Source organism: Microbacterium sp. SORGH_AS_1204, assembly GCF_030818935.1.
In the GTDB taxonomy this organism is placed as follows: Bacteria; Actinomycetota; Actinomycetes; order Actinomycetales; family Microbacteriaceae; genus Microbacterium.
The window spans coordinates 295,535-321,462 of record NZ_JAUTBD010000001.1; the positions used below are offsets into that span (position 1 = coordinate 295,535).

At 71.6% G+C, this 25,928-nt stretch carries 26 protein-coding genes and 2 riboswitches; of the genes, 13 read left to right on the top strand and 13 right to left on the bottom strand.

Annotated elements, in window-relative coordinates; genetic code table 11:
• The 4 genes from QE410_RS01315 (at position 1) to QE410_RS01330 (ending at position 2,712) form a co-directional block, all read left to right on the top strand.
• Positions 1-822 (top strand): LssY C-terminal domain-containing protein, encoded by an 822-nt coding sequence (locus QE410_RS01315; protein ID WP_307326949.1) that lies wholly within the window; start codon positions 1-3, stop codon positions 820-822.
• Entirely contained in the window at positions 819-1,412 is a 594-nt protein-coding gene (locus QE410_RS01320) for a hypothetical protein (protein WP_307326951.1), read from the top strand. Before QE410_RS01315 ends, QE410_RS01320 begins: the two co-directional genes overlap by 4 nt.
• A 157-nt stretch (positions 1,413-1,569) precedes the next feature.
• Entirely contained in the window at positions 1,570-2,496 is a 927-nt protein-coding gene (locus QE410_RS01325) for a DnaJ domain-containing protein (RefSeq protein ID WP_307326953.1), read from the top strand.
• Between the two features lie 33 nt (positions 2,497-2,529).
• Positions 2,530-2,712, top strand: coding sequence for a DUF5302 domain-containing protein (locus QE410_RS01330; RefSeq protein WP_307326955.1), 183 nt, complete (start codon positions 2,530-2,532; stop codon positions 2,710-2,712).
• 49 nt (positions 2,713-2,761) lie between these two features.
• On the opposite strand, the gene thiD is transcribed toward QE410_RS01330, so the two are convergent.
• The 4 genes from thiD to QE410_RS01350 all read right to left on the bottom strand — a co-directional run bounded on the left by thiD (position 2,762) and on the right by QE410_RS01350 (position 6,465).
• Positions 2,762-4,222, bottom strand: a complete 1,461-nt coding sequence (gene thiD, locus QE410_RS01335; RefSeq protein WP_307326956.1) for a bifunctional hydroxymethylpyrimidine kinase/phosphomethylpyrimidine kinase — start codon at positions 4,220-4,222, stop codon at positions 2,762-2,764.
• Positions 4,219-4,863: a thiamine phosphate synthase gene (thiE, locus tag QE410_RS01340; RefSeq protein WP_307326958.1), complete on the bottom strand. Its 645-nt coding sequence runs from the start codon at positions 4,861-4,863 to the stop codon at positions 4,219-4,221. The genes thiD and thiE overlap by 4 nt, the downstream gene beginning before the upstream one ends.
• Entirely contained in the window at positions 4,860-5,678 is an 819-nt protein-coding gene (gene thiM / locus QE410_RS01345) for a hydroxyethylthiazole kinase (RefSeq protein WP_307326960.1), read from the bottom strand. Before thiM ends, thiE begins: the two co-directional genes overlap by 4 nt.
• Positions 5,670-5,762, bottom strand: a riboswitch (TPP riboswitch). It overlaps the preceding gene by 9 nt.
• Before the next feature lie 37 nt (positions 5,763-5,799).
• Positions 5,800-6,465: an SDR family oxidoreductase gene (locus QE410_RS01350; RefSeq protein WP_307326961.1), complete on the bottom strand. Its 666-nt coding sequence runs from the start codon at positions 6,463-6,465 to the stop codon at positions 5,800-5,802.
• An 82-nt stretch (positions 6,466-6,547) separates the two neighbouring features.
• On the opposite strand from QE410_RS01350, the gene QE410_RS01355 reads away from it, so the two are divergent.
• Positions 6,548-6,745: a hypothetical protein gene (locus QE410_RS01355; RefSeq protein ID WP_307326964.1), complete on the top strand. Its 198-nt coding sequence runs from the start codon at positions 6,548-6,550 to the stop codon at positions 6,743-6,745.
• A 197-nt stretch (positions 6,746-6,942) separates the two neighbouring features.
• Here the strand turns inward: QE410_RS01355 and QE410_RS01360 are convergent, their stop codons facing one another.
• The 4 genes from QE410_RS01360 to QE410_RS01375 form a co-directional block, all read right to left on the bottom strand.
• Positions 6,943-8,379 (bottom strand): HNH endonuclease signature motif containing protein, encoded by a 1,437-nt coding sequence (locus QE410_RS01360; protein WP_307326966.1) that lies wholly within the window; start codon positions 8,377-8,379, stop codon positions 6,943-6,945.
• 359 nt (positions 8,380-8,738) lie between these two features.
• Positions 8,739-9,332 (bottom strand): 2'-5' RNA ligase family protein, encoded by a 594-nt coding sequence (locus QE410_RS01365; protein WP_307326967.1) that lies wholly within the window; start codon positions 9,330-9,332, stop codon positions 8,739-8,741.
• Positions 9,333-9,417: 85 nt separating this feature from the next.
• Entirely contained in the window at positions 9,418-9,774 is a 357-nt protein-coding gene (locus QE410_RS01370) for a GntR family transcriptional regulator (RefSeq protein ID WP_307326969.1), read from the bottom strand.
• 3 nt (positions 9,775-9,777) lie between these two features.
• On the bottom strand, positions 9,778-11,577 hold the full coding sequence (locus tag QE410_RS01375) for a D-alanyl-D-alanine carboxypeptidase family protein (protein ID WP_307326971.1): 1,800 nt from the start codon (positions 11,575-11,577) through the stop codon (positions 9,778-9,780).
• A 36-nt stretch (positions 11,578-11,613) separates the two neighbouring features.
• Positions 11,614-11,723: riboswitch (TPP riboswitch) on the top strand.
• On the opposite strand from QE410_RS01375, the gene QE410_RS01380 reads away from it, so the two are divergent.
• The 3 genes from QE410_RS01380 (at position 11,717) to QE410_RS01390 (ending at position 14,579) form a co-directional block, all read left to right on the top strand.
• Positions 11,717-12,349 carry an ECF transporter S component gene (locus tag QE410_RS01380; RefSeq protein WP_307326973.1) on the top strand — a complete coding sequence of 211 codons (633 nt, stop codon included), beginning with the start codon at positions 11,717-11,719 and terminating at the stop codon, positions 12,347-12,349. (Overlaps the previous riboswitch by 7 nt.)
• Entirely contained in the window at positions 12,349-13,797 is a 1,449-nt protein-coding gene (locus QE410_RS01385) for an ABC transporter ATP-binding protein (RefSeq protein WP_307326976.1), read from the top strand. Before QE410_RS01380 ends, QE410_RS01385 begins: the two co-directional genes overlap by 1 nt.
• A complete protein-coding gene (locus tag QE410_RS01390; RefSeq protein WP_307326978.1) occupies positions 13,794-14,579 on the top strand; it encodes an energy-coupling factor transporter transmembrane protein EcfT in 786 nt (261 codons plus the stop codon). The genes QE410_RS01385 and QE410_RS01390 overlap by 4 nt, the downstream gene beginning before the upstream one ends.
• Before the next feature lie 48 nt (positions 14,580-14,627).
• Here the strand turns inward: QE410_RS01390 and QE410_RS01395 are convergent, their stop codons facing one another.
• A complete protein-coding gene (locus QE410_RS01395; RefSeq protein ID WP_307326980.1) occupies positions 14,628-15,122 on the bottom strand; it encodes a GNAT family N-acetyltransferase in 495 nt (164 codons plus the stop codon).
• A gap of 114 nt (positions 15,123-15,236) precedes the next feature.
• On the opposite strand from QE410_RS01395, the gene QE410_RS01400 reads away from it, so the two are divergent.
• From QE410_RS01400 to QE410_RS01415, 4 genes are all read left to right on the top strand, one after another.
• Complete coding sequence (locus tag QE410_RS01400; protein ID WP_307326982.1) at positions 15,237-16,196, top strand: hypothetical protein; 960 nt, start codon at positions 15,237-15,239, stop codon at positions 16,194-16,196.
• Between the two features lie 98 nt (positions 16,197-16,294).
• Positions 16,295-17,056, top strand: coding sequence for an SDR family NAD(P)-dependent oxidoreductase (locus QE410_RS01405; RefSeq protein ID WP_307326985.1), 762 nt, complete (start codon positions 16,295-16,297; stop codon positions 17,054-17,056).
• A complete protein-coding gene (locus QE410_RS01410; protein ID WP_307326987.1) occupies positions 17,053-17,829 on the top strand; it encodes an enoyl-CoA hydratase/isomerase family protein in 777 nt (258 codons plus the stop codon). Before QE410_RS01405 ends, QE410_RS01410 begins: the two co-directional genes overlap by 4 nt.
• Positions 17,826-18,680, top strand: coding sequence for an NAD(P)-dependent oxidoreductase (locus QE410_RS01415; protein WP_307326989.1), 855 nt, complete (start codon positions 17,826-17,828; stop codon positions 18,678-18,680). Before QE410_RS01410 ends, QE410_RS01415 begins: the two co-directional genes overlap by 4 nt.
• Before the next feature lie 440 nt (positions 18,681-19,120).
• Here QE410_RS01415 and QE410_RS01420 read toward each other — a convergent pair whose 3' ends face one another.
• From QE410_RS01420 to QE410_RS01435, 4 genes are all read right to left on the bottom strand, one after another.
• The gene (locus QE410_RS01420) at positions 19,121-19,966 is read right to left on the bottom strand and encodes a Cof-type HAD-IIB family hydrolase (protein WP_307326991.1); all 846 of its coding nucleotides are present in this window, start codon (positions 19,964-19,966) and stop codon (positions 19,121-19,123) included.
• 59 nt (positions 19,967-20,025) lie between these two features.
• Positions 20,026-21,441 (bottom strand): glycoside hydrolase family 1 protein, encoded by a 1,416-nt coding sequence (locus QE410_RS01425; protein ID WP_307326994.1) that lies wholly within the window; start codon positions 21,439-21,441, stop codon positions 20,026-20,028.
• Between the two features lie 19 nt (positions 21,442-21,460).
• Positions 21,461-23,317, bottom strand: coding sequence for a beta-glucoside-specific PTS transporter subunit IIABC (locus tag QE410_RS01430; protein WP_307326996.1), 1,857 nt, complete (start codon positions 23,315-23,317; stop codon positions 21,461-21,463).
• 193 nt (positions 23,318-23,510) lie between these two features.
• Positions 23,511-24,419, bottom strand: coding sequence for a PRD domain-containing protein (locus tag QE410_RS01435; RefSeq protein ID WP_307326998.1), 909 nt, complete (start codon positions 24,417-24,419; stop codon positions 23,511-23,513).
• 143 nt (positions 24,420-24,562) lie between these two features.
• Between QE410_RS01435 and rlmN the strand changes: the two genes are divergently transcribed.
• On the top strand, positions 24,563-25,921 hold the full coding sequence (gene rlmN, locus QE410_RS01440; RefSeq protein ID WP_307327000.1) for a 23S rRNA (adenine(2503)-C(2))-methyltransferase RlmN: 1,359 nt from the start codon (positions 24,563-24,565) through the stop codon (positions 25,919-25,921).
• Positions 25,922-25,928: the final 7 nt, after the last annotated feature.

The window sequence follows — 25,928 nt, forward strand, 5'->3', positions numbered from 1 at the left end:
ATGACCTCGCCGCGGCGTCGCTGGTCGATCGGTCGAGCCCTCGACGGGTTCTTCTTCGTCTTCGGCGGCGTCGCCGCGATCTGGCTCGCCTACCTCAGCTTCACCGAGTCGTTCTCGCTCGGCTGGGGCGGGGTTCTGATGGCCATCGCCTTCTGGGTGCTGCTCGCGTATCTCGCGTTGCCGCGCCTGCATCGCATCCTCACGGCGATCTATGTGCCCGACTACTTCATGGGACGCACGCGCACCTCCGACGGCCTGCTCGGCGACCCGGTGAACCTCGCGCTGCTCGGCTCACGCGAGAACATCGAAGCAGTGATGACGGAGGCGGGCTGGATCGCCGCCGACCCGGTGAGCCTGCGCTCGTCGTGGGGCATCGTCGCGTCGACGCTGCGGCGGCGGAGCTACCCGCGGGCGCCGGTGAGTCCGCTCTATCTCTTCGGACGGATGCAAGACCTGGCGTATCAGCAAGAAGTGGCGGGCTCGCCCGCGAAGAGGCACCACGTGCGGCTGTGGCGGTGCCCCGACGGGTGGCTGCTGCCCGGCGGGCGCCGGGTCGACTGGCTCGCCGCCGGCACCTTCGATCGCGCGGTGGGTCTGTCGCTGTTCACGCTGCAGGTGACCCACCGCATCGACGCCGACACCGACATCGAGCGCGACCACATCGTCGCGACGGTGCGGAACCTGCCGGGGGTCGAGGTCGACGTCATCCGCGACTTCGCCACGGGGTACCACTCGCGCAACGGCGGCGGAGACACCATCACCACCGACGGCGACCTGCCGATCATCGACGTGCGCGCGGTCAGAGCCGGGGTGTCGTCGTGAGGGAGGAGCGGCATCCCGAGAAGCGCCCGGCGTTCGAGCCGCCGCTCGATCCCCCCACGGCCGACCCCGCGATGCGCCGGCCGGTCTCCACGGTCGCGGGCAGCGTGCTCGTGCTGCTGCGCGCGGTCGCGGGGGCGTTGTGGGCGGTGAGTGTGGCGTTCTCGCTGCCGCCGTGGCTGCGGGCCGTCGCGGGCGCGGCGAGCGGGAACGCCGACGAGCCGCTCGACCTCACCGTCAGCGACATGGGCGTGGGGACGACGGTGTTCCTCGCCGTGCTCGGTGGTGTCTTCGTGGTGCAGGTGGTGTTCGGCATCCTGATCCTGTTCGGTGGCAACCTCGCGCGCGTGTTGGTGATGCTGCTGTCGGTCGCGTCGATCAGCGCGAGCTTCGTGGGGTGGTGGGCGTACGGGCAGCAGATCACGGTCGGCACGACCCTGCTGACGTTGAGCCTCGACATCCTGGTGCTGCTGGCGCTGTCGAGTCGGGATGCCGCGGCCTACGCCCGGCGCAATGAGGGGCGCGGGCGGCGGGGCGTCATACGAGCGCGTGACGGTGCGACCAGAACAGGCGATGCGACGAGAACAGGGTGATCCGGCGCGGAACGGCCTGTCCTGGTGGCACCCCCCTGTTCTCGTGTCGTCATGTCGTGGCGGGTCGGGTCGCTTCCCTTCGCCTCGGGTCGCGCACAGCCACGGCGGGTTAGCCTGAGAGGCGCCGCGCGCCCGGGCGGCAGAACGGATGACGCACGTGTTCGACAGCCCCATGTCGTCTTCGGCATACGAGGTGCTCCGTGTCGCGGCCGACATCGACGACGAGGGCCTGCGCCGCGCCTACCGCGTGCGTCTGCGCGAGACGCACCCCGACACCGGCGGCGACGCCGCGCTGTTCGTGCAGGTGCAGCGCGCGTGGGAGCTCGTCGGAACGCCGGAGGCGCGCAGCGCCTACGACCGCGGTCGCGGCACGGCGCCGGGCGAGTGGGGCGGTGGGGCCCCGGCATCCGCTCCCTCACGTCCCACCGACACGCGTCCGCGCGCCCGATCGTACGGTCAGCCCGGCGGATGGCGCAGGGAGCGCTACCTCGGGCTCATCCGCGAGTGGGTGGGGCGCGGTGTCGACATCGCCGATCCGTACGACCCGGCGCTCGTGCGGTCGGCGCCGCCCGAGATCCGGCACATCCTCGCCGACGCGCTCGCCGAGGAGGAGACCGCCCGGCTCGTGTCCGAACTGGGGATGGGCTACACCGTGTGGCACGACGTCTTCGCCGACCGCGACGGGCGCGACCCCGAGCAGAAGCTCGACCACCTGGTGCTCGGGCCCAGCGGGTTGTATGCGCTGCTGAGCGAGGACTTCGGCGGGCCCGTGGGGGTGCGCCGCGGTGAGATCACCGGGCCGAACATCATCGGCGCGCCGGTGACCGAGCTGGTGTCGCGCGCTCGTGTGATCGCCCGGGCGGCCGGGGTGCGCTTCAGCGGAGCCATGGTGGTGCTGCCCGACGACGCGATCCTGGATGCCGTCACCGAGCTCGGCAAAGTGCGTGGCACCCCCGTCGCCCTCGTCACTCGCAGCGCCCTGACGACCCTGTTGCGACGCGGCATCACGGGTGCGCGTGAGGTCGGCGGAACCGAGCTGTTCGACATCCGCACGCGGCTGCAGCAGCGGGTGCGCCACGTCTAGATCGATCCGCTCGGGCGTGTCTAGGGTGGGGGCATGAGTACCGACGAGACCGCGGGTGCCTCGGCATCCGACGAGATGAAGCGCAAGTTCAAGGAAGCGCTCGCGAAGAAGAACGGCCAGCAGCGTTCCGGTGAGGCGCACCTCGACGGCCACTCCGCCGTGCAGGGCACCCACGGAGCGGTCACCAAGCGCGAGTTCCGCCGCAAGAGCGGCTGAGCAGCCGCGACCCGCACGCGTCGCCACGACCGGGCGACGCGCGCGGCTGTCAGATCCGGCGTAGAGGCGCCTCGAAGAACGCCAGCTCCAGAACCATCGAGCGGTCGTAGGCGGCGGCCATCGCGGCGCGGGTGGATGCGGATGCCGTGCGGGCGGCGGCATCCACGATCGTCGTCGCCTCGGCCGATGACGCCGCGAACGCCTCGTCGCCGTAGGCGGTGAGCCAGTCGGCGTACGGATGATCGGGGGCGAAGGTGCCGCGCCAGCGGGCGCCGATGTCGGTGTAGAGCACGAAGCAGGGCAGGATCGCGGCGACCAGCACGGCGTACGACCCCGCGGTCGATGCCGCGTGCAGGTGGTCGGTGTAGTCCAGGGTCGATGACGCGGGTTCGAGCTGCGCCGGGTCGACGTGCGACTGGTGCAGGGCGGCCTCCTCGACCAGGCACGACACCGACGCCGCCGCCCAGAACCGTTGCTCGTCGACGTTCGGAGCCAGTGCCGCGGCGCGGGCCAGCACGCGGGCGTACTCGCGCAGGTACAGCAGGTCCTGACCGAGATACCAGTGGAAGGCGTCGCGGTCGAGGTCTCCGGATGCGAGTCCCCGCACGAACGCGCACGCGTCGACCTCGGCGCGGGTCGAGGTCGTGGCATCCCACCGTCCGGCGCTCCAGGAGCGACCCAGGTCGATGTGGGGGCGGAGTTCGTGCAGATGGTCGATCGGGCCGTTGCCGCGGCCGACGTGCAGGGCTTCGGCGTTCTCGAGGGCGCCGGTGAGCCAGCGCTTCGCGCGTTCCAGCGCCGCGGGCCAGGGGAGGCCGTGGGCGGCGAGGGTCGCCATCGCCGACGACAGCGAGCAGCCCGTGCCGTGGGTGTGCCGGGTGGCGACGCGCCGGCCCGGCACCGGGTGGGCGCCGGTCGTGTCGACGATGGCATCCGGGCTCTGGTCGCCGTCGAGGTGTCCGCCCTTCAGCAGCACGGAGGTGTCGGCCGTCTCGGCCAGGGTGCGCGCCTGGGCGAGCGCATCGTCCCAGGTGCGCGCGACGGGTCGGTCGGTGAGGACGGCGAGTTCGGGCAGGTTGGGGGTGACGAGGTCGGCGCGGTGGCAGAGCGCGCGCACCGCCTGCTCGGCGTCGGCGTCGAGCAGGCGGTCGCCGCTGGTCGCGATCATCACCGGGTCGAGCACGACGATCCGCGGCTGCGTCTCGGCGAGCCAGGCGTCGACGGTGGCGACGACGTCGGCCGAACCGAGCATGCCGATCTTGACCGCGTCGATCTCGACGTCGTCGCTCACCGCGCGCAGTTGCGCGTCGAGGAACGCCGTGGGCGGCACGTGCACCTCGCGGACGCCGAGGGTGTTCTGCGCGACGAGCGCGGTCACCGCCGCCATGCCGTACCCGCCGAAGGCGGCGATGGATTTGAGGTCGGCCTGCACGCCGGCGCCCCCGGTGGGGTCGGTGCCGGCGATGCTGAGCACGCGCGGGCTCGCTTCGCGCGTCTGTGCGGCGCTCACGCGGCGCTCGCCCACGCCGCGCGGAGGTCGCGCACGACCGCGCCCGGGTCGTCGGCCGCGCACACCGCCGAGACGACCGCGACGCCGGCGGCCCCCGCGTCGCGGAGGGCGGCGACGTCGCCGACGTCGATTCCGCCGATCGCCACGCAGGGCAGGGCGGTGGATGCCGCGAGCTCGGCGAACCCGTCGACGCCGAGCGGTCGCGGATGGTCGGGCTTGGTGTCGGTCGCGCGGATCACGCCGACGCCGAGGTAGTCGAGGGTCCCCGGGGAGAACGCGTCGGCGGCGGCGAGGTGTTCCGGGGTGTTGGCCGTCCAGCCTACGAGGGCGGTGGGGCCGAGGAGCGCGCGTGCGGCGTCGACGGGGAGATCGCTCTGACCGAGGTGGATGCCGTCAACGCGCGCGCCGCGGTCGCGCGCGGCGAGCACGACGTCGAGGCGGTCGTCGACGACGAAGGCGCAGCGACCCGCGACGACGTCGGCGAGGTCGAGTGTGCGGGCGTAGAGCTCGCCGCCGGTGGCGAGCTTGTCGCGCAGCTGGACGACCGTGACGCCGGCGTTCACCGCTTCGTCGACGATGTCGCGGAGGCGGGCGAAGGGGACGCGGTGGTCGGTGACGAGGTGCAGGGCGAGGTCGGTCATGCGAGTTCCACGCGGCCGTCGAGGTCGCTCGGCTGGAGGGCGGCGAGTTCGTCGAGGAACGCGACGGCGAACGACCCCGGGCCCCGGGAGCCGGATGCCGCCCGTTCCGACGCGACGGCCCAGACGGCGCTGGCGGCGAGAGCGGCGTCGAAGGGTTCCGCGATCGCCGCGAAGGCCGCCATTGCGGCGCCGAGGGCGCAGCCGCCGCCGGTGACCTTCGTCAGCAGAGCGCTGCCCCCGGGCACGCGCGCCGTGCGTGCGGCATCCACGATCAGGTCGGTCTCGCCCGAGACGGCGACCGTGCCGCCCGTGCGCGTCGCGAGGGCGCGGGCGGCGTCGAGGGCGTCTTCGGCCGTGTCGGTGGCGTCGACGCCGCGACCGCCGGCGCCGAGGCCTGCCAGGGCGAGGATCTCGGAGGCGTTGCCGCGGATGATCGCCGGACGCGCCTCGAGCAGCTCGTGCGCGAGGGCCGTGCGGACCGGGAGGGCGCCCACCGCGACGGGGTCGAGCACCCAGGGGGTGCCCGCGGCGACGGCCTCGCGGGCGGCGTCGCGCTGCTCGGCGGTGGGGGTGCCGAGGTTCACCAGCACACCGCCGGCGATGCCGGCGAACATGCCGGCCTCGTCGGGGATGTCGCACATCGCGGGGGCGGCGCCCAGGGCCAGCAGGGCGTTGGCGGTGAAGTTCGTCACCACCGCGTTGGTGATGCATTGCGTGAGCGGTGATGCCTCGCGGAGGCGCTCGAGCGCTCGGGCCGGTGCGACTTCGGGCGCGGAGGCGGGGGTGGACGGAGACGACGACGTGCGAACGACCATTCGCGACATCCCTTCGCTAGTACGAGCTAGATCAGGTTCAACGGGTGTGTTCTCAGCCCCTTGCGGGCACCCCGTGTCACTGCCGGCGACGTTAGCACGGCGAGCGGGCCTCGTCGGGCGCTCAGAACCGCGCGGTGAACCCGCCGTCGGTGTGGAGGAGCTGTCCGCTGACCCAGCGGCCCGCGTCGGACAGCAGGAAGGCTGTGATGCCGGCGATGTCGCGGGGCGTACCGAAGCGGCCGAGCGGGTGGTAGCCGGCGAGGGCGTCGCGGGTTTCGGCATCCATCCATCCGGTGTCGATCGGGCCGGGATTGACGACGTTGGCGGAGATGCCCCGCGGGCCGAGTTCTCGTGCGGCGGAGATGACGATGCGGTCGAGCGCACCCTTCGATGCGCCGTAGGGGAGGTTGCCCGTGGTGTGGTCGCTCGTGAAGGCGATGATCGCGCCACCGGTTTCGTCGACCTGTCGCGCGAAGGCGGCGATCATGAGCAGGGTCGCGCGGGCGTTCACCGCGACGTGGCGGTCGAAGCTCGCGGCGGTGGTGTCGAGGATGCCGGACTCGACACCGTGGGCGTGGCTCAGCACGAGGGCGTGGATAGGTCCGCGCTCGCGGGAGACGCGTTCGATGAGCTCGGTGGGCGCTGTGGGGCTGGCGAGGTCGCACGGGTAGTCGCCGGTGTCGAGTTCGCTGGTCACGACGGTCCAGCCGTCGGCTTCAAGGCGGGGGATGATGCCCGCGGCGATGCTGTTCGCGCGGGCGCCGCCGGTGACGAGGACGAGGGGCATGGGGTCGAGGGTACGCGGCTGATGGCGGCGGTGGTCGGAGGCGGGGTAGTAGTCGGAACGGGGGCGTCGGTCGGCCGTCACGGTGGGTGCCGTCGAGAAGGGCGAGGCGGTCGTCGGTGAGACTCGCGCGGTGTTGACATCGGAGGCCTGCGCGTCCGATCCGTATGCGGCCGGCGGTCCCCTTGCCGAAGCGTCGACCGCGCGGCTGCACCTGCGATTCGAGGGTGAGGTGCTGCGGACCCTGACGCCGCTCGCCCGCGTCGTGCCCGTCGAGGGGTGACGTCGTGGGCGGGACGAGCTGAGTTCGAGGCCGAGGAATATCGGGTGCAGCGAATGGAGGGCGCGCAGCGGTTGCCCGTTGAGAGGTGACGTCGTGAGCGGGCCGAGTTGAGTCAGAGGCCCGAGGTCGAGGTCGAGGCCGAGGACGAGCAGGCGCGGCGAACGGCAGGCGCAGTGGGCGGCTGCGTGTTCCCCGGGTCAGAAGGGCGGTGTGCCTTGTTCGGGGTCGGGTGGGGGTGGGTCGTCGGGGAGGAAGCGGGTGGCGGGGGAGTAGGGGAGGGGTTCGTCGGTGTAGGTGCGGCCGGTGGGGCTGGTCCACTTGAGGACTTCGTCGGGGAGTTGCTTCACCTGCCAGCGGGTGAGGTGTTTCTGGGTGTGGTGGCGTTGGCAGAGGTGCGCGAGGTTGGTGTGGGTGGTTTTGCCGCCGTGGGCGTGGTCGTGGGTGTGGTCGACGTCGCAGCGGGTGGCGGGGGTGGTGCAGCCGGGGAAACGGCAGGTGCGGTCGCGGGCGCGGAGGTGGCGGTCGATGGCGGTGGTGCGGTGGTAGGTGTCGGTGTGCAGGACGGCGCCGGTGAGGGGGTGGGTGATGACGCGGTCCCAGGGGAGTGTGGTGGCTTCGGCGAGGGTGCGGGCGGTGGTGGCGTCGAGGGGGCCGTGGCCGACGAGTTCGGCGGGGTCGGTGTTCTCGGCGCCGGGCTTCAGCATGGTCAACGCCGGGACGATGACTTGGATGCGGGCGCGGATGGTGCCGAGGGTGCCGGGGCCGTCGTCGGTGCGGGTGGGGTCGGCTGTGGGGGCGGCGGTGAGGAGCAGGTCGGTGAGGATGTCGGCGCGGAGGTGCGCGGTGGTGCGCTCGTCGGTGAGGGTCGCGGCGGTGGTGGTGGACTGCGCATTTCGTCGGACTGTCTCGGTGCCGGCCGTGGGGTGTGCTGAGCCCGCGCCGTCGTCGGGCGCGTCGGTGAGGGCTGCGGTGATGCCGGTGCGGGTGTCGATGATGGCGCGGCTTTGTTGGGTGAGGCGGTCGTAGATGCCGACGGCGAGGACGGTGGGGAGGGTGGCGATGAGGTCGGACATGCCGTCGTGGCCGGTGACGATGCGCACGCAGCGGGTGTCGCGGCCGCGGTGGTGGCGTTCGGTGATGGTGGTGGGGTGCAGGCGTTCGGCGAGCATGGCGAGGCGTGCGCGCAGGCGACCGGGACTGAGCGTTTGGGCGGTGGCCACGGCGAGCAGGTCGAACTCGGTGCGCGCCTCGGCCGGGAGCGGGGTGCCGATGTCGACGATGGCGTGTACGTGGGGGCGGGTGATCGCCCCGGCTTCCCACGCGGCGAGGGTGTGCGGGTAGTGGTCGACGAGGGTCATCGCCCGCCCGATCTGGGTCTGGACGGTGCGGTCGGAGAGGTTTTCGGCGGCGGCGATTTCGGAGGCGACTTCGCGGAGGGCGAGGTCGGCGGCGCGGGCGGTGGCGCGTTGGTCGGCCATGACGTCGAGGGCGAGGTGCCCGGCGGCGGCGAGGGCGCGGGTGCGGGCGACGTCGGCGGCGGCGAGGGCGGCGCCGGTGCGCAGGACGTCGTCGAGCACCGCGGTCAGGGCCGCGGGCCCGCCTTTCGGGGCTGTCGGGACGATGCGATCAGGCATGTGTGCATGCTAGCGACGACCTCCGACATTGCCCCGGGCTCCCGAGCTGGATCGGGGATGGATGAGCGAACCAGTGCACGGGGGAGGAGGGGCGTCGCCCCCGCCCGGCCGGCCCCGCGGCTCCGACAGGCTCAGCCACCTCGCGTCAGCCCGGCCCTGCGGCGTTGGTAGCCTCAGCCACCCCACGCGTCAGCCCGGCCCGGTGGCTTCGACAGGCTCAGCCACCTCGAACGCCGCGCGGGGTCCTGCGGCTTCGACAGGCTCCGCCACCTCGCGCGTCGACCGGTCCCGGTGGCTTCGCCCGCCTCAGCCACCTCGACGCATCAGGACGCCGCGCAGCCACCTCGTGCGACGCCGCGTCAGGCTCGGCCGAGGGGCATGTTCTCGATGTGCTCGCCGGTGTCGTCGTACCAGACGACATCCACGGATGAGACGGTCTCGAAGGGCTTCGGCTCCACCTCGTGCGCGCTCGCCTGCAGTGCCCGAGCCCACCCCTGCTCGTCGAGCGTGTTCGTATATGCGAGCGACAGGTGGAACACCCACTCGTCGAGCGGCAGCTCGCCGATGCGCACGAAGTCCGTCGAATCGAGCAGCTCGGTCAAGCCCGCGTAGGCGTCGAGCAGCGAATGGGTCCGCTCGAGGCGCGCGATGAGCACGCTGAACGGCGGCGGGAACCCGTCGATCGCTTCGACGCGCAGATCGATCGGCGCCAGGGAGCGCGCCCAGCCGACGATCGCCTCGCGGAGCGACGCGACACGCTCCGGCTCGAAGAAGCCGCGCAGCGTCACGTGGCCCGTGTGCGGATGGGGGACGCCACCCGGCAACCGCCCGAGAACGGCGGACTGCTCGCGGCGGTAGAACTGGGCCACGGCGGCACCGGGTCGCAGGACGACGTACTGCTGCCCCTTCAGGGACTTCAGCAGGGCCGGGTCCGTCATGTAGGGCGTGGGCATGCGGCATCCTCCCGTCGTCGGCCGTGCGAAGACGTTACCCGTCCCCCCAGGCTCAGCCAACCCGGCCAGCGACGCCGACAGCACCTCAGCGAGCGCGAAGCGCCGCCTTCACCAATGCGACCGCATCCTCGGCGGAGACGCCCAGCCGACGCACCGTCTCCACGTACGTCTCGGCCGCCTGCGCGGCTCGCGTGGACGCCGCATCGCCACCGCGCACGATCGTGCCGGCGCGGCCGCGGGTCTCGACGTAGCCGGCCTCCTCGAGTTCCTTGTAGGCCCGGGCCACCGTGTTCGCAGCGAGATCCAGCTCGGATGCGAGGGTGCGCACGGGAGGCAGTCGGGTCCCGGCGACGAGCGACCCGTCGTCGATCGCGGCGATCACCTGCGCCCGCACCTGCTCGTACGGTGGCGTGGGGGACGCGGCATCCAGCGAGAAGTCCATGACTCAGTCGTTCACCCCGAACAGGTCGAGGGGATGCGTCAGACGCCACCACGGGCTCGGCGGCTCGATCTCGGCGGCGAGCTGCGCGTCGACGGTTTCGGCATCGACCGGACCGGTCGCGGTGAAGGTGCCGACCGTCGCGCCGGGCTGGGTCGCGTCACCCAGATCGAAGTCCGCGGAGGTCTTGGCGGCGCCGCCGTTCCACAGCACGACCGTGGCATCGGCCGCGGTGACGATGTCGATGTCGTCGCTCCAGAGCGTCTCGACCTTGCCGATGACGGTGCCGGCGGTCACCGAAGGACGCGGTTGCAGCTCCTGCTCGATGCGCGCGAACAGGTCGCGGGTGGCCTGATTGCGGGTGTCGGGTCCGGGCTGGCCGAGCACTGCGGCGTACGCGCGGATCGTCGCGTCTCCGACCGTGATGTCTTTCGCGGTCAGCAGGTTCCACGCGTCGAGTGTGCCGGTCTTCACGCCGACCACTCCCGGGTCGGCGAGCAGGGCGTTGCCGTTCTTGAACGTGCCGGCACCGGGAAGCGTGAGCTCGGGCGTGCGCACGATCTCGGCGATCACGGGATTGGCGAGCGCCCGCTCGGCCAGGGAGATCAGGGCGGCCGGGGTGGCGGTGTTGCCCGCCTCGATCCCCGTGGGATTGACGATCGTGATGCCCCCGATGCCCCGCTCCGCGAGGTACTGGTTCGCGGCGGCCGAGAACTCGGCATCCGTTCCGAAGAGGTCGGATGCCAGACGCTGGGCGTAGTTGTTCGCGGAGGCGATCAGCATGCCCTGCAGCATCTGCAGCTCGGTGAGGCTGCCGTCGATCGGCACGTCGAGCGACGACTCTCCGCGCGCGCGGTACTGCCAATAATCGGCGCTGTCGGCCTGCGTGAACGCGTACGACGGGCCCTGTTCGCCCGGCGCGAGTGGCAGCCGGTCGAGCACGACGAGCGCCGTGACGACCTTGGTGATGCTCGCGATCGATTCGGGGGCGGTAGCCGCGGTCGACAGTGTCCCGGGCATCCCGTCGATCGCGATGGCGGCCTCGCCCTCGGCGGGCCACGCGGGTTCGGCGGCGGGAGCGGCGACGGGCTGCACGCCGACCGCGCGCGTGGTCGGTGCGACCGCGTTCAACGGCCACAGCAGGGTCGCGGCCGCGTAGACCGCGAGGATGAGCACGAGAAGAACCGGCGGAATCACCGTCGCGGGGCGGAAGACCCGTCGGCGCCGACCGGCCAGCAGGTCGGCGCTTCGCGATCCGGTGCCCGGGCCCCCGGCGGGCGCCGCACGCAGGTCGGCCGCGTCGTTCGGATCGACCCAGGTCAGGGCCCCGATCAGAACGGGCGCGCCGGATGCCGCGGGCGCCTGCGCGGCCGGCGCCGCGGCGACGGGCGAGGCCGCCGCCGGCTCGACGGCAGCTCCGGATGCCGCGGCGACCGGTGCCGAGGAAGCGGCCTGCGCCGCGGGGACGGCAGCGGCGTGCTCGGAGCCGACGGTGGTCGCGGATGCCGCGGAGACTGGTGTCTCGACACGGGGAGTGGTCGCGGGAGAGTCGCCCCCGCGCTCGGTCGCCGCATCGCCGGGTACGAACGCTTCGGTATCCGCATCGCCGGGTACGAACGCTTCGGTATCCGCATCGCCGGGTACGAACGCTCCGGCATCCGCCGCGACGGGCACGAACGCTCCGGCATCCGCCGCGACGGGCGCGAACGCTCCGGCATCCGCCGCGACGGTCTCGGTCGCCGAAGGCTCCGCGGCATCCCCCGAACGGCGCAGGTCGCGCCTGGTGGCCGGGGTCTGCTCGTGCACCCGCCCACGCTACCCCGGGCGCACCCCTATACTCGTCACGTCAACCACGGGAGTCCGGTGAGCCGGGCTGAGAGGAAGCGACCCACGCTTCGACCGTCGAACCTGATCCGGATCATGCCGGCGCAGGGAGGAGAAAGAAATGCATACGTCCACGTCTGCCCGCACGGCCCCCGCCGTGGCATCCACGAACCGCTTCTCGTGGCGGGTCGTCGACATCGTCGTCGCCGCCGTGCTCGGCGTCGCCATCGGCCTGGTCTTCTGGGGCTGGAACACCGTCGGCGGCCTGTGGTTCGTCGCGATGGACGGCCTCACCCCCGGCCTCGGCGGCATCGCGGTCGGCATCTGGCTGATCGGCGGAGTCATCGGCGGCCTGATCATCCGCAAGCCCGGCGCGGCCCTGCTGGTCGAGGTGATCGCCGCGATCGTGTCGGCGCTCATCGGCAACATCTGGGGTGTCACCACGATCTTCTCCGGCCTCGCACAGGGGCTGGGCGCCGAACTGATCTTCCTCGCCTTCCTGTACCTGCGCTTCACCCTTCCCGTGGCGATGCTCTCGGGCGCCGCGGCCGGCGTGGGCGCATGGGTGCTGGAGCTGTTCATGTCGGCGAACATCGAGAAGTCGGTCGCGTTCAACCTCCTCTACCTCGGCACCCTGATCGTTTCGGGTGCCCTTCTGGCCGGTCTTGTCGGGTGGCTGCTGGTGCGCGCCCTCGCCGCGACGGGCGCGCTCAGCCGCTTCGCCGTGGGTCGGGAAGCACGCCGCGACGTCTGATGACGGGCCCTGCGCGCGTCGACGTCGAGGGGTGGGGCTGGCGCTACGCCGGCAGGAAGCTTCCCGCCACGCGTGACGTCGAGCTGACGATCGAGCCCGGCGAGCGCGTCCTGCTGCTCGGAGCCTCGGGGGCGGGCAAGTCGACGCTCCTCGCCGGACTGGCCGGCCTCCTCGGCGGCAGCGACGAGGGCGAGCGCACCGGCCGCATCCTCGTCGACGGGCAGGCGCCCGAGGCGCAGCGCGGTCGGATCGGCCTCGTGCTGCAAGACCCGGAGTCGGGCATCGTGCTGTCGAAGGTCGGCGACGACGTCGCGTTCGGCTGCGAGAACCTCGGTGTGCCCGCGGACGAGATCCCTTCACGGGTGGCCGAGGCCGTGGCATCCGTGGGTCTGACCGTGCCCCTAGATCGCCCCACGAAGGCGCTCTCGGGGGGCCAGAAGCAGCGCCTCGCCCTCGCCGGAGTGCTGGCGATGCGCCCGGGGCTGCTGCTGCTCGACGAGCCCACCGCGAACCTCGACCCCGAGGGTGTCACCGAGGTGCGCGCGGCCGTCGAGCACGTCGTGCGCACCGACGGCACCACCCTCGTACTCATCGAGCACCGCACCGACGTCTGGGCCGACCTCATGACGCGCGTCGTCGTGCTCGCCCCGGGCGGCGGGGTGCTGGCCGATGGCGCACCGGCCCGCGTCTTCGCCGAGCACGGTGAGACGCTCGCGGCGGCGGGCGTATGGGTGCCGGGGCATCCGGTCGAGCTGCCGATCCCCGCTCCGCCGGCGGCACCGGATGCCGTGCTCTCGGCGCGGGCGCTGTCGATCGGGCGCGAGCGGCGTGCTGTCGTGGCATCCGGGCTCGACGTCGTCGTTCCTCGCGCGGCCGGAACCGTCATCACGGGCCCGAACGGCGTCGGCAAGTCGACGCTCGCGCTGACTCTGGCGGGGCTTCTGCCCGAGCTGGCGGGCGAGGTGGTCGCGGCCGAGGCCCTCGCCGCGCGCGGCATCCGTCGTCCCTCCCGCTGGCGGTCGACCGAGCTGCTGACCCGGATCGGCACGGTGTTCCAGGAGCCCGAGCACCAGTTCCTCGCTTCGACTCTGCGCGACGAGCTCGCCGTCGGCCCACGGGCATTGCGGATGCCGGTTGCCCGGATCGACGCGATCGTCGACGAGCTGCTCGAGCGGTTGGATCTGGCATCCCTCGCCCTCGCCAACCCGTTCACGCTGTCGGGCGGTCAGAAGCGCAGACTGTCGGTGGCGACGGTGCTCGCCGCCTCACCCGAGGTGATCGTGCTCGACGAGCCCACCTTCGGGCAGGACCGCCGCGGATGGAGCGAGCTCGTGGCGCTGCTGCAGCGCGAGATCGCGCGCGGTCGCACGGTCGTCGCCGTCACGCACGACGCCGACGTGGTGCGCCACCTCGGCCAGCATCGGATCGCGCTCGGCGGTGCCGCATGAGCGCCGCGGCGCTCCCGCGGGCGCGGCCGGTCTGGCTCGACGGCGTGAACCCCGTGGCGAAGGTCGCGATGGTCATCGTGCTCGCGGTGCCGCTGCTGGTGTCGATCGACGCCGTGAGCGCCGCCACGGCCATCGTGCTCGAGCTGTCGTGCGTTCCGCTCACCGGGGTCGCCTTCGGCACGGTGCTGAAGCGGCTGGTGCCGGTGATGCTGTTCGCGCCCGTCGCCGGCCTCAGCATGCTGCTCTACGCCCGTCCGGGCGGCACGGTCTACGGCAGCTTCCTGTTCGCCACGGTCAGCGACAACTCGATCCAGCTCTCCGTGGCGGTGCTGCTGCGCGTGGTGGCCCTGGCGCTGCCGATGATCCTGCTGTTCGCCCGTACGGATCCCACGGAGCTCGCCGACGCGCTCGCGCAGGTGGCGAAGCTGCCGAGCCGCTTCGTGCTCGGCGTGCTCGCCGGTGCCCGCACGGTCGGGCTGTTCGTCGACGACTGGCGCACGATGACACTCGCGCGCCGTGCGCGCGGGCTCGGCGATCGGGGAGCGGTGCGGCGGTTCTTCTCGATGGCGTTCGTGCTGCTCGTCTTCGCGGTGCGCCGCGGCACGAAGCTCGCCACCGCGATGGAGGCCCGCGGCTTCGGCTCCGGGATCGAGCGCACGTGGGCGCGTCCCTCGACGCTGTCGGCGCGGGATGCCACGGCCGTCGGCGGCGCGATCCTGCTCATGGTCGTGGCGCTCGGCGCGGCGGTGGTGACGGGGGCGTTCCGCGTCGTCGGGTCGTGAGGCAGCGGGCGCGGCTCCGCACGCCGTCGAACGCTCAGCGCGGGCCCGTCAGAGCACGTACTCGAAGCACAGCGAGCGCGGCATCGTCTCGATGTACGGCTCGTAGACGTCGATCGGCGTGAACCCCGCGGCCGCATAGAGGCGCAGCGACTCGGGCTGCATCCTTCCGCTCTGCAGGATCACGCGACGTGCGCCACCGTCGCGGGCCCTATCGACGACCTGCGCGGTGAGGGCGCGGCCGACGCCGCGCCGGCGGGCCGCGGCGATCACGACGAGCCGTTTGAGCTCCCACTCGTCGCCGAGTCGGCGGAGCATGACGTGTCCGAGCGGGGTGCCGTCGGCATCCACCGCCAAGAAGGTGGCCACCACCTGATCGGGATGCACGGCGAGGGCGGCGTCGCGCTTCGCGGCGATCTCGGGGGTGTCATCGGCATCGGCGTCGCGGTAGCGCTCGTCGAGGTCGGCGTCCAGGATGCCGCGCAGCGCGACCGTGCGCGGATCGTCGATGTCGACGCGTTCGATGCGGAAGGGCCGTTCGTTCACCCGTCGAGCCTAGGTCGGGTGGATCGCGCGGAGCGTCCGGTCTTGGGCCGCGGCGCCCTTCTCGCGGGTGCGGAGCATTGTTGATCGGGGTGCACAATGAACGGGGGGAGTGTCATGGGTCTGTCGCTGGTTCTACTGAGTGTGTGCATCGCGGTCGCCGCGGCGATGCTGTTCCTGGCGATGCCGCGCGTCGGCACGCCGGGACCACTGACCCTCTTCTTGCGTTTCGCCGCGGTGTCAGGTGTCGCCGCGGTCGGATCCAGCGCGATGTACTTCATCCACGGCGCCGGCGGCGGCCGGCTGACCCTCGCGTTCGGAGACGTCGCGATGGTGTCGGCGCCGGCGTTGCTCGCAGTGGCGCTGTGCGTGCTGGCGGGCCGCGGCGTGCGGCGTGCGGCGGTCGCGGCGCTGACGCTCGCGACTACCGTGGGTGTCGTCAGCCTCATGATCCCGCTGCCCGCCTCGCTCGCGGTGAAGGCGCTCGGCCTCACCGTCGCGTGCGCGGCGTGCACCGCGGTGGTCTTGCTCGGCCGCCCGCAGCCGGCGGGTCCGCTGCGGCTCATCGCCACCGTGACCGGCGCGTACGCCGTGTTCAGCGCCGCGCGCGTGGTCGTGGCCGGGGTGGCGGGCTGGGACTCGCCGCTGTACGCCGCGGCGTTCTCGTTCGGGCCGACGACGGTGGTGGGCGCCCTGGCGGTGCTGCTGATCGGGGCGGCGGTCGTCAGGGTGCGGTTCGGTCCGCGCGCCGACGCACCCCGCACGGAGAGGAGCGGGGGTTCGGTGGTCGTCGTCGGGGACTGGGAACTGGCGTCCGCCGCCTTCGGCCCGCGTCGCCTGCGCCAGCTGGTCGAGGACCTGCGCCTGGCGGCGCGTGACCTCGATCCGACGGCAGCCGACGTGCCGCGCGGTGTCGAGATCGGCGTGCCCGACCCCGTCGCCGTCCTCGCCGCCCGGCTGCAGGAGGCGTACGGCTGGACCGCCGAAGACACCATCCTGCTCGATGGCGACGCCCTCGCGCCGCCCGCGCCGACGACGCATCGGGCGCGTCGACGAACGCCGGCCACGCGGGACTGATCGCGGACGGGGGCCCTGCTCGAAGCTCAACCCCACTCCTGTCGCGATCCCCAGTCTCGACTAGGGTGGGACTCGGTCTCAGCTTCGAAGGAGAACGCATGGACATCTCAGGAGCCTCCGCCCTCGTCACCGGCGGTGCCTCGGGCCTCGGCCTCGCCACGGCCCGCCGCCTCGCCGCGGCCGGCGCGCACGTCACCGTCATCGATCTCCCCTCGTCGTCGGGTGCCGACATCGCCGACCAGCTCGGCGGCTCGTTCGCCGCCGCCGACGTGACGGATGCCGAACAGGTCGCGGCCGCCGCCGCTCGCGCCGCCGAGGCCGGCCCACTCCGCGTCGTCGTGAACTGCGCGGGGATCGCCCCACCGGCGAAGGTGCTCGACCGCGACGGCACGCCCTCGCCCTTGGCTGACTTCGAACGCGTCATCCGGGTCAACCTCATCGGCACGTACAACGTGATCGCCCAGACCTCGGCCGTCATGGCGAAGGCCGATCCGACCGACGGCGGTGATCGCGGCGTCATCGTCAACACCGCCAGCGTCGCGGCCTTCGACGGGCAGATCGGCCAGCCCGCCTACTCCGCGAGCAAGGGCGGCGTGCACGCGATGACGCTCCCCATCGCCCGCGAACTCGCCCGTCACGGCATCCGGGTCGTCACGATCGCCCCGGGCATCATGGAGACGCCGATGCTCAAGGGCCTTCCGCAGGCGGCGCAGGACTCGCTCGGCAGGCAGGTGCCCTACCCCTCGCGCCTCGGCGCCCCCGACGAATACGCGCGGCTCGTGCTCGCCATCGTCGACAACGGCTACCTCAACGGCGAGACGATCCGCCTCGACGGCGCGATCCGGATGGCGCCGAAATGACCGACGGCATCCTGCTCCACACCTCGGGCGGCCTGGCGCGTGTCACGTTCGACCGGCCCGCGTCGCTCAACGCGATGGACTTCCCCATGGCCGCGCGCTGGCGCGAGGTCGCCCACCAGGTCACCTCCGACGCCTCGGTGGGAGCGGTGATCCTGGATGCCACCGGCCCCGCATTCTGCGCGGGTGGCGACGTCGTGGCGATGGCGACCAGCGGCTCCTCGGGTGCCGACGTCACCGCGACGGCCGAGGCGATCCACGACGGCATCCGTACCTTCGTCGAAGCGCCGCTGCCGATGGTCGCCGCCGTGCAGGGCGCCGTGGCGGGCGGGGGCCTCGGGCTCATGCTGACCGCCGACTATGTCGTCGCCAGCGAGAACGCCCGTTTCGTCAGCCGCTACGCCAACATCGGGCTGACGCCCGACCTCGGCGTCTCGACCCTCCTTCCCGCGGCGATCGGGCAGCGGCGGGCGCTGCAGCTCCTGCTGCAGGATCGGATGCTGGATGCCGCGGAGGCCCGGGACTGGGGGCTCGTCGCCGAGGTCGTGGCATCCGATGCTCTTGCTTCTCGCGTCGACGAGATCGCGCGCTCCTGGCTCGAGGGGGCGACCGCGGCGTTCGGGCAGGCGACGCGTCTGGTTCGCGTCGGCGCGGGGCGCACCTTCGCCGAGAACCTCGCCGACGAGGCCGCCACGATCGGCGCCGCGTTCGACACCCCCGAGGCGAAGGCGCGGGTCGCCGCGTTCGCCGCCGCCTCCGTGAAAGGACGCTCGTGACCACCTCGCCTTCTTCTGACGCTCCGCTGGCTGGAAAGATCATCCTCATGTCGGGCGGGAGCCGCGGCATCGGCCTGGCGATCGCGCTGCGCGCCGCGCGCGACGGCGCGAACATCGCGCTGCTGGCCAAGACCGACACCCCGCATCCGAAGCTCGAGGGCACGGTGCACACGGCCGCCGAGGCGATCCGGGCGGCGGGCGGCCAGGCGCTGCCGATCGTCGGCGACGTGCGCGACGAGGCGTCGATCACCGAAGCCGTGATGCGGACGGTGGGCGAGTTCGGCGGCATCGACATCGTCGTCAACAACGCCAGCGTCATCGACCTGTCGGGTTCGCTCGAGCTCGCGACGAAGAAGTACGACCTGATGCAAGACGTGAACGTGCGAGGCACGTTCCTCCTCTCGCGCGCCGCGGTGCCGCAGCTGCGGGATGCTGCGAACCCGCACATCCTGTCGCTGTCGCCCCCGCTGAACGTCACCCCGAAGTGGCTCGGCGCCCACACGGGCTACAGCCTCGCGAAGTTCGGCATGACGATGGCGACCCTCGGCGTCGCGGCGGAGTTCGCCGACGCCGGCATCGCGGCGAACACCCTATGGCCGCGCACGACGATCGCGACCGCCGCGGTTCAGAACGTCATCGGCGGTGATCGGCTCATGCGCGTGTCGCGCACGCCCGAGATCTATGCGGATGCCGCCTACGAGGTGCTGACCACCCCGTCGCGCGAGCGCACCGGGCAGACGCTGATCGTCGAGGACGTGCTTCTCGCTGCCGGGGTGACCGACTTCTCGGGCTACGCCGCTGTGCCGGGGACGCCGGACGAGGCGATGTACCCGGACATCTTCCTGGACTGACGCGGGTCGCTGCCGCGCGGCGCCGCGGGTCGGGCGTGGCATCCGTTCCGGCATAAACGCGATCGGCGGGAGGAAACGCCTCGCCGCCGTGTTTCTTCGTGCGGATGGCGCTTCTGGGCGGGGCGGGGGTGGCTGCGGGGCGGGATGCCGCGGGGGTGGGCCGTGTGCGCGGGCGTGGTCGGGGTGGCATTCGTTCCGGCATAAACGCGATCGGCGGGAGGAAACGCCTCGTCGGCGTGTTTCTTCGTGCGGATGGCGTTTCTGGGCGGGGCGGGGGTGGCTGCGGGGGCGGGATGCCGCGGGGGTGGGCCGTGTGCTCGGGCGTGGTGGGCGTGGCATCCGTTCCGGCATAAACGCGATCCGCGCGGAGAAACGCCTCGTCGGCGTGTTTCTTCGTGCGGATGGCGTTTCTGGGCGGGGGTGCGGTGCCCCCGCGGGTCCTAGATCAGGCCCAGCTCCGCGAACGCGTTGCGAACGCCGTCCTCGAGCACCGGGGTGGTCACCCGGCCCGCCAAGCGCTGCAGCTCGGGCTCGGCGTTGCCCATCGCGACGGGGGTTCCGACGACCTCGAACATCTCGACGTCGTTCCAGCTGTCGCCGATGCCGATGGCATCCGTCGCCGACAACCCGAGCACGCCCAGCACCTCCGTGATGGCCGAGCCCTTCGTCACGCCGGCCCGCCCGATCTCGCCGTTCGAGCCCCCGGGCAGGGGCATCGAACCCGGGATGACGTGGAAGCCCTCGCCGAGCTCGGCCGCGGCGTGCGCGACGGTGTCGGGGGAGGGGCTGACGAACACGGCCTTCGCGACGCGATCGCGGTCGACGTCGGCGACGGGACGCAGGTCGCGCTGGCGGTGGTCGATGTCGGAGGGCAGCCCCAGCGCCGCCAGCTCGTCGGCGCGCTGCGCATGACGGGCTCGCAAGAACTCCTCCATCGTGTCGGCCATGCCCGGCGAGGCGTAGACGGCGTCGTGCGTCTGCAGGAAGTAGTGGATGCCATGGCTCTGGAAGTACTCCTCGAGGGCCGCCACGTCGCCCTCCGGCAGCGTCCGCTCCAGGAGCAGCTCGCCGTCGCGGGTGGCGTACGCGCCGCCGTTGGAGATCGCCCCGTCGAAGCCGATGGCCACCACGTCGGGGTGGATGTCGGCTTCGGCGCGGCCAGTGCACAGCCACACGAGGTGGCCGTTCGCGCGGGCCTGTGTGATGGCATCCACCGTCGAAGGCGCGATCACCGAGCCGTGCTCGAGGATGGTGCCGTCGACGTCGAGGAAGGCGATGCGGGTCATGTGCACTCCAAAAGGGTCGGCCCCGGGCCACGAGGACCCGGGGCCGACCCGGACGGGGATCAGCGGGTGAGGGATGCGCCGTTGGATCGGATGACGTCGGCGTACCAGCCGAACGACTTCTTCCGGTAGCGCTCCAGCGTCCCGGTTCCGTCGTCGTTTCGGTCGACGTAGATGAAACCGTATCGCTTGCTCAGCTGCGCGGTGCTGGCGCTGACGATGTCGATGCAGCCCCACGAGGTGTACCCGAGCACGTCGACGCCGTCCTCGATCGCCTCGCCGACCTGCACGAGGTGGTCGTTGAGGTACGCGATGCGGTAGTCGTCGACGACGGTCTTCTCGCCGTCGACCTCGACGAGCTGGTCGCGCGCGCCCAGGCCGTTTTCGACGATGAACAGGGGCTTCTGCCACCGGTCCCAGAACTGGTTGAGCACGAGGCGCAGGCCGACGGGGTCGATCTGCCAGCCCCACTCGCTCGCCTCCAGCGTCGGGTTCGACACGCCGCCCATGATGTTCCCCTCGCCCGTGACGCGCTTTGAGGGGTCGGCGGTCTCGGCGATCGACATGTAGTAGCTGAACGAGACGAAGTCGACGGTGTTCGTCAGGTCGTCGCGGTCCTCGTCGGTGATGTCGAGCTCGATGCCCTTCTCGCGAAGCGTCCGCAGGAAGTAGCCGGGGTAGGCGCCGCGGGTGTGCACGTCGCCGTAGACGAGATTGCCGTGGTCGGCATCCATCACCGCGAGGGCATCGTCGGGCGACGGCGTCAGCGGGTATACGGGCATCGACAGCACCATGCACCCGACCTTCGCCGCGGGAGCGACCTCTCGTGCGATGCGCGTGGCACGGGCGGATGCCACGAGCTCGTGGTGCATCGCCTGGTACAGCTGCTGCTCGGGAACGCCGCCCTCGGGGATTGGGATGCCGCCGCTCATGAAGGGCGCGTGCAGGAGCGAATTGATCTCGTTGAACGTCAGCCAGTACGTCACGCGGCTGCCGAAGCGCTCGAAGAGCGTACGGGCATAGCGCTCGTAGAACCCGATGAGCGCGCGATTCGTCCAGCCGCCGTACTGCTCGGCGAGGTGCAGCGGCGTCTCGTAGTGCGAGATCGTCACGAGCGGTTCGATGCCGTGCTTCTCGAGCTCGTCGAGGATGCGGTCGTAGAACGCCAGTCCCGCCTCGTTCGGTTCGGTCTCGTCGCCCTTCGGGAAGATCCGGCTCCACGCGATCGAGAAGCGGTACACGCCGAAGCCCATCTCGGCGAAGAGCGCGATGTCCTCCGCGTAGCGGTGGTAGTGGTCGATCGCGACGTGCTTGAGGTTGTCGGGCGTGGGCTGAGCGCTCCGCGGGCCCGAGATGCCCTTCGGCATCACGTCCTGCACCGAGAGGCCCTTGCCGTCTACGTCGTACGCGCCCTCGATCTGGTTCGCGGCGGTGGCGCCGCCCCAGAGGAAGCCGTCGGGGAAGGGAGTGGTCGTCATGTGCTGCGCCTCCGTGGGATCAGTGGGCGGTGGACAGGGAGTCGACCGAGACGGCGCGGAACAGCGTCTCGCCGTGCGAGAGGGGTCCGGATGCCGCGTCGGCGATGTCGGGATACAGGTCGCCGTTGGTGACGATGACCGGGGTGATGAGGTCGTAGCCCGCCTTCTCGATGGCGTCGCCGTCGAACTCGAGCAGCAGGTCGCCGGCCTTTACCTCGGCGCCGGACTGCACCTTCAGGGTGAAGTGCTGACCGCCGAGCTTGACGGTGTCCAGGCCCACGTGGATCAGCAGCTCCACGCCGTCGACCCCGCGCAGGCCGATCGCGTGGCCGGTGGGGAAGGCCGCGACGACGGTGCCGTCGAAGGCGGCGTAGACCGCGCCCGACGTCGGGCGGATCGCGACGCCCTTGCCGAGCGAGGCGTCGGCGAAGGCGGCATCCGGAACCTCGGCGAGGGGCACGACCGTGCCGTCGACCGGGTTCGACACCACGGTGTCGGTGGCGGCGGTCGGGCTGGCCGCGACCGAGTCGTCCCCCGGGTCGGCGAAGCCGAACAGCACGACCAGGACGAAGGGCACCACGACGGCGGCGCCGAGACCGATCGCGAGGAGGACCATGTCGCCGTTTCCGAGCAGCGCGGGCAGCGCGAGTCCCGAGGGAACGACGAACGCCCGTGTGAAGACCCCGCCGGTGGCCACGATCGCGCCGCCGATCACACCGCCGACGATGCCGAAGGCGAAGGGACGCTTGAGCGGCAGGGTGATGCCGTAGATGGCCGGTTCGGTGATGCCGGCGAGCAGGGCCGAGAGGGTGGCGGGAGCCGCGAGGGAGCGCAGGTTCCTGTTGCGCGTGCGGGCGAGCACACCCGCTACCGCGCCGCCCTGGGCGAGCACCGCGGCGAACACCGGGCCGAAGAGCAGGAAGGAGCCGGTCGTCTGGTACTCGAGCTGGAACAGCGGCACGAAACCCCAGTGCAGACCGAAGATCACGAACACCTGCCACAGACCGCCGAGGATCGCACCGCCGAGCCACGGCACCGTCTGGAAGATCCAGCCGATGCCCGAGGCGAGCGTCGTGCCGAGGAGGTTCGAGAGCGGACCGATCACGACGAACACCAGCGGCACCGCGATCAGCACCACGATCATCGGCGTCAGGAACCGTCGAACGGCGCCGGGCAGCACCTTCAGGAGGAAGCGCTCCGCGTACGCCTGCAGCCACACGATCACGATGATCGGGATGACGCTCGAGACGTAGCTGACCATCGTCACCGGGATGCCGAAGAAGGTGATGTCGGGCTGACCGTTGAGGGCCACGATCGACGGGTACACCAGCGCGCCGGCGATGGCGAGAGAGGTGAACTCCGCGGCGCGGAAGTACCGCGCGGCGGTGATGGCCAGCGCGAGGGGAAGGAACGTGAGGAACGCGTCGGAGAGCGCGTTGAGGATCGTATACGTCGTGGTGGACGTGTCCATCCACCCGAAGGTGACCGCGGCGGCGAGGAAGGCCTTCAGCAAGCCGGTTCCGGCCAGCGCCCAGAGGATCGGCGTGAAGATCGCGGCGATCATCCGAATGAACCGATTGAACGGGTTGCCCTTGGGGGCCTCGCCCGCTCGGGTGTCGCTACCACCGCCCTTGGTGGCGGCCTGGATCGCCGCGAACACCTCGGGGACCTCGTTGCCGATCACGACCTGGTACTGACCGCCCGCCTGCGCCGTGGTGATGACGCCCGGGGTGGCGCGCAGCGCCGCGGCATCCGCCTTGCCCTCGTCTTTGAGCACGAACCGGAGTCTCGTCGCGCAGTGCACCATCGAGGTGATGTTGCTCTCTCCGCCGACGCCGGTGAGCACCGCCGCTGCTGTCTTCGCGTGATCCGTCATCGGAATCCGCCTGCCTTTCGCCGCTTCGGTGCGGCCCGTTCGAATGTTCTGTGGCGACGCCTCGGGACTGTTTCGGGCAATAAAAAAGACCCGAACCCGTTCATCGCTCGTCAGCGATGTGGATTCAGGTCTTGCCCGCTCGCGCGGTAACAATCCGGAAAAACGTCGGCAGGTGTGACGCCTGCGACGGTGACTATAGCACCGGTGCGTGAGGTGCGCCACTGTCATCGGCGCGCCCCATGCTCGTCGCCAGGCGCTCGACGTGGACGATCAGGTACAGCACTTCTTCGTCGGTGAGGGTGGAGCCCGTGGCGGCGAGCACGTACGCCTTCACCGCCTCGGCGATCCCGAACGCCCGGGGGTAGCGGTGCTTCGCGAACTCGAAGAACGACGAGTCCCCGCTGGCGAGCATCGTGCGATCCACCAGGCGCTGCAGCAGGAACCGCACGTGCAGGATGAAGCGCGCGTAGTCGGGGCTCGTCGTGTCGAGATCGACGCCGAGTCCGGTCTCGACGGTGCGCACCACGTGCTGCACGCGGCGGAAGAGCAACGCCGCCGTGCCGTTCGGTTCGTCGCGCGTGGCGTTGAGCAGGTGCATCGTCAGGAACACCCCCTCCTCCGGCGGGAGCTCGCGATCGAGGGATGCCGCGATCGAGGCGGCCATGTGCTCGGCGGCGCGGGACTCGTCGGGGTGCAGGATGCGAAGCTCGGGCATCGACGTGCCCGGGATGCGGATGCCCTGATCGAGGCGTTCCACGACGTAGTTCACGTGGTCGATCACGGCGAGGGGCAGGCGACGACCGAGGTCGCGGCCCAGCTCCCGTTCGGCCTCGTCGACCGCGCGCAGCACCGCCTGCACGAGCGCGTACGGGGCGTCGGTGAGGAGCTTCTGCGCGTGGGCGGTGTCGCTGCCCTGGTCGAGCACGAACGTCTTCTCGACCTTCGACGGATCGACGCGGCCGTCGTGCTTGAGCTGGAAGCCGATGCCCCGGCCCATGAGCACCCGCTCGCGGCCGTCGGCGTCGATCGCCACGACGACGTTGTTGTTCAGCAGCTTCTGCACGCCGCCGGGCGGGATGGGGGCTCCACCGGCACCGGGCACGTGAGCATCCTAGGGCGCTGCGCCCGCGCGTGAGGGGTCAGGAACCGTCGCCGGGGGCCGCTCCCGGCGACAGAAATTGACTCCTCACGCGGGTGAGACGGTGCCCAGCCGCGGTGCAGGCGCGCCCCGGTACCCTGGAAACCATGACTGACCAGCCCCCCGTGCGCTCCACCACGCCCCGGCAGGCGCGCCCCGCGGGGGCGCCGGCCGACACCGGCATCCGCGAGACGACGCCGAAGAGCACCGGCATCCGCGAGACGCGTCCGCGGACCGCGCCCGCCCGTCAGGTCCGGCCGAAGACCGAGGGCTGGCAGCAGGCCAAGGACGAGACCGGTCGCCCGCTGCTGCAGTTCGCCAGCCCCAAGCGCGGCAAGCCGCCCGTGCACCTCGCCGACATGACCGCCGCCGAGCGCGTCGAGAAGGTCAAGGAGCTGGGCCTGCCCGGCTTCCGCGCGAAGCAGCTCGAGAAGCACTACTTCACGCACTACACCTCGGATGCCGCCGACATGACCGACCTGCCGGCATCCGGCCGTGAAGAACTCGTCGCAGGCATGCTGCCGCCGCTGCTCACCGAGGTGCGCCGCCTCGAGACCGACCGCGGCGACACCATCAAGTTCCTCTGGAAGCTGCACGACGGCGCGCTCGTCGAGTCGGTGCTCATGCGCTACCCCGGTCGCATCACGCTGTGCGTGTCGTCGCAGGCCGGGTGCGGCATGAACTGCCCGTTTTGCGCGACCGGACAGGCGGGCCTGACCCGCAACATGTCGGCGGCCGAGATCATCGAGCAGATCGTGCGGGCCAACGCCCTCATCGCCGCCGGCGGTCTCGGCGGCAAGACCCTTCGACAGGCTCAGGGACCGGGTCAGGCGCCCGAGCGCGTGAGCAACATCGTCTTCATGGGCATGGGTGAGCCGCTCGCCAACTACGCGCGCGTCATGCAGGCCGTGCGGGTCATGGTCGACAAGGAGCACGGCCTCGGCATGAGCGCCCGCGGCATCACGGTCTCGACCGTCGGCCTGGTGCCCGCGATCAAGAAGCTCGCCGACGAGGACATCCCGGTGACCTTCGCGCTGTCGCTGCACGCCCCCGACGACGGCCTGCGCGACGAGCTGATCCCGGTCAACTCACGCTGGAAGGTCGACGAGGCGCTGGATGCCGCGCGCGCCTACTTCGACAAGACCGGGCGCCGCGTGTCGATCGAATACGCCCTGATCAAAGACATGAACGACCACGCCTGGCGCGCCGACCTGCTGGCCGACAAGCTGAACGCCCGCGGGCGCGGCTGGGTGCACGTGAACCCCATTCCGCTGAACCCGACGCCCGGCTCGATCTGGACGGCATCCGAGGTGCCGGTGCAGAACGAGTTCGTGCGGCGCCTCAACGACGCCGGCATCCCGACGACCCTCCGCGACACCCGCGGCAAGGAGATCGACGGCGCGTGCGGCCAGCTCGTCGCGACCGAAGAGGACGAGGTCGCCGCTGCGGCGACGCCGGTCGGCTGATCGTCGC

Excerpts from the sequence above, each read along its gene's own strand:
- QE410_RS01315 (WP_307326949.1), top strand. The coding sequence starts at position 1 with ATGACCTCGCCGCGGCGTCGCTGGTCGATCGGTCGAGCCCTCGACGGG.
- QE410_RS01330 (WP_307326955.1), top strand. The coding sequence starts at position 2,530 with ATGAGTACCGACGAGACCGCGGGTGCCTCGGCATCCGACGAGATGAAG.
- thiE (WP_307326958.1), bottom strand. The coding sequence starts at position 4,863 with ATGACCGACCTCGCCCTGCACCTCGTCACCGACCACCGCGTCCCCTTC.
- thiM (WP_307326960.1), bottom strand. The coding sequence starts at position 5,678 with ATGGTCGTTCGCACGTCGTCGTCTCCGTCCACCCCCGCCTCCGCGCCC.
- QE410_RS01350 (WP_307326961.1), bottom strand. The coding sequence starts at position 6,465 with ATGCCCCTCGTCCTCGTCACCGGCGGCGCCCGCGCGAACAGCATCGCC.
- QE410_RS01360 (WP_307326966.1), bottom strand. The coding sequence starts at position 8,379 with ATGCCTGATCGCATCGTCCCGACAGCCCCGAAAGGCGGGCCCGCGGCC.
- QE410_RS01365 (WP_307326967.1), bottom strand. The coding sequence starts at position 9,332 with ATGCCCACGCCCTACATGACGGACCCGGCCCTGCTGAAGTCCCTGAAG.
- QE410_RS01370 (WP_307326969.1), bottom strand. The coding sequence starts at position 9,774 with ATGGACTTCTCGCTGGATGCCGCGTCCCCCACGCCACCGTACGAGCAG.
- QE410_RS01380 (WP_307326973.1), top strand. The coding sequence starts at position 11,717 with ATGCATACGTCCACGTCTGCCCGCACGGCCCCCGCCGTGGCATCCACG.
- QE410_RS01385 (WP_307326976.1), top strand. The coding sequence starts at position 12,349 with ATGACGGGCCCTGCGCGCGTCGACGTCGAGGGGTGGGGCTGGCGCTAC.
- QE410_RS01390 (WP_307326978.1), top strand. The coding sequence starts at position 13,794 with ATGAGCGCCGCGGCGCTCCCGCGGGCGCGGCCGGTCTGGCTCGACGGC.
- QE410_RS01400 (WP_307326982.1), top strand. The coding sequence starts at position 15,237 with ATGGGTCTGTCGCTGGTTCTACTGAGTGTGTGCATCGCGGTCGCCGCG.
- QE410_RS01405 (WP_307326985.1), top strand. The coding sequence starts at position 16,295 with ATGGACATCTCAGGAGCCTCCGCCCTCGTCACCGGCGGTGCCTCGGGC.
- QE410_RS01410 (WP_307326987.1), top strand. The coding sequence starts at position 17,053 with ATGACCGACGGCATCCTGCTCCACACCTCGGGCGGCCTGGCGCGTGTC.
- QE410_RS01420 (WP_307326991.1), bottom strand. The coding sequence starts at position 19,966 with ATGACCCGCATCGCCTTCCTCGACGTCGACGGCACCATCCTCGAGCAC.
- QE410_RS01425 (WP_307326994.1), bottom strand. The coding sequence starts at position 21,441 with ATGACGACCACTCCCTTCCCCGACGGCTTCCTCTGGGGCGGCGCCACC.
- QE410_RS01430 (WP_307326996.1), bottom strand. The coding sequence starts at position 23,317 with ATGACGGATCACGCGAAGACAGCAGCGGCGGTGCTCACCGGCGTCGGC.
- rlmN (WP_307327000.1), top strand. The coding sequence starts at position 24,563 with ATGACTGACCAGCCCCCCGTGCGCTCCACCACGCCCCGGCAGGCGCGC.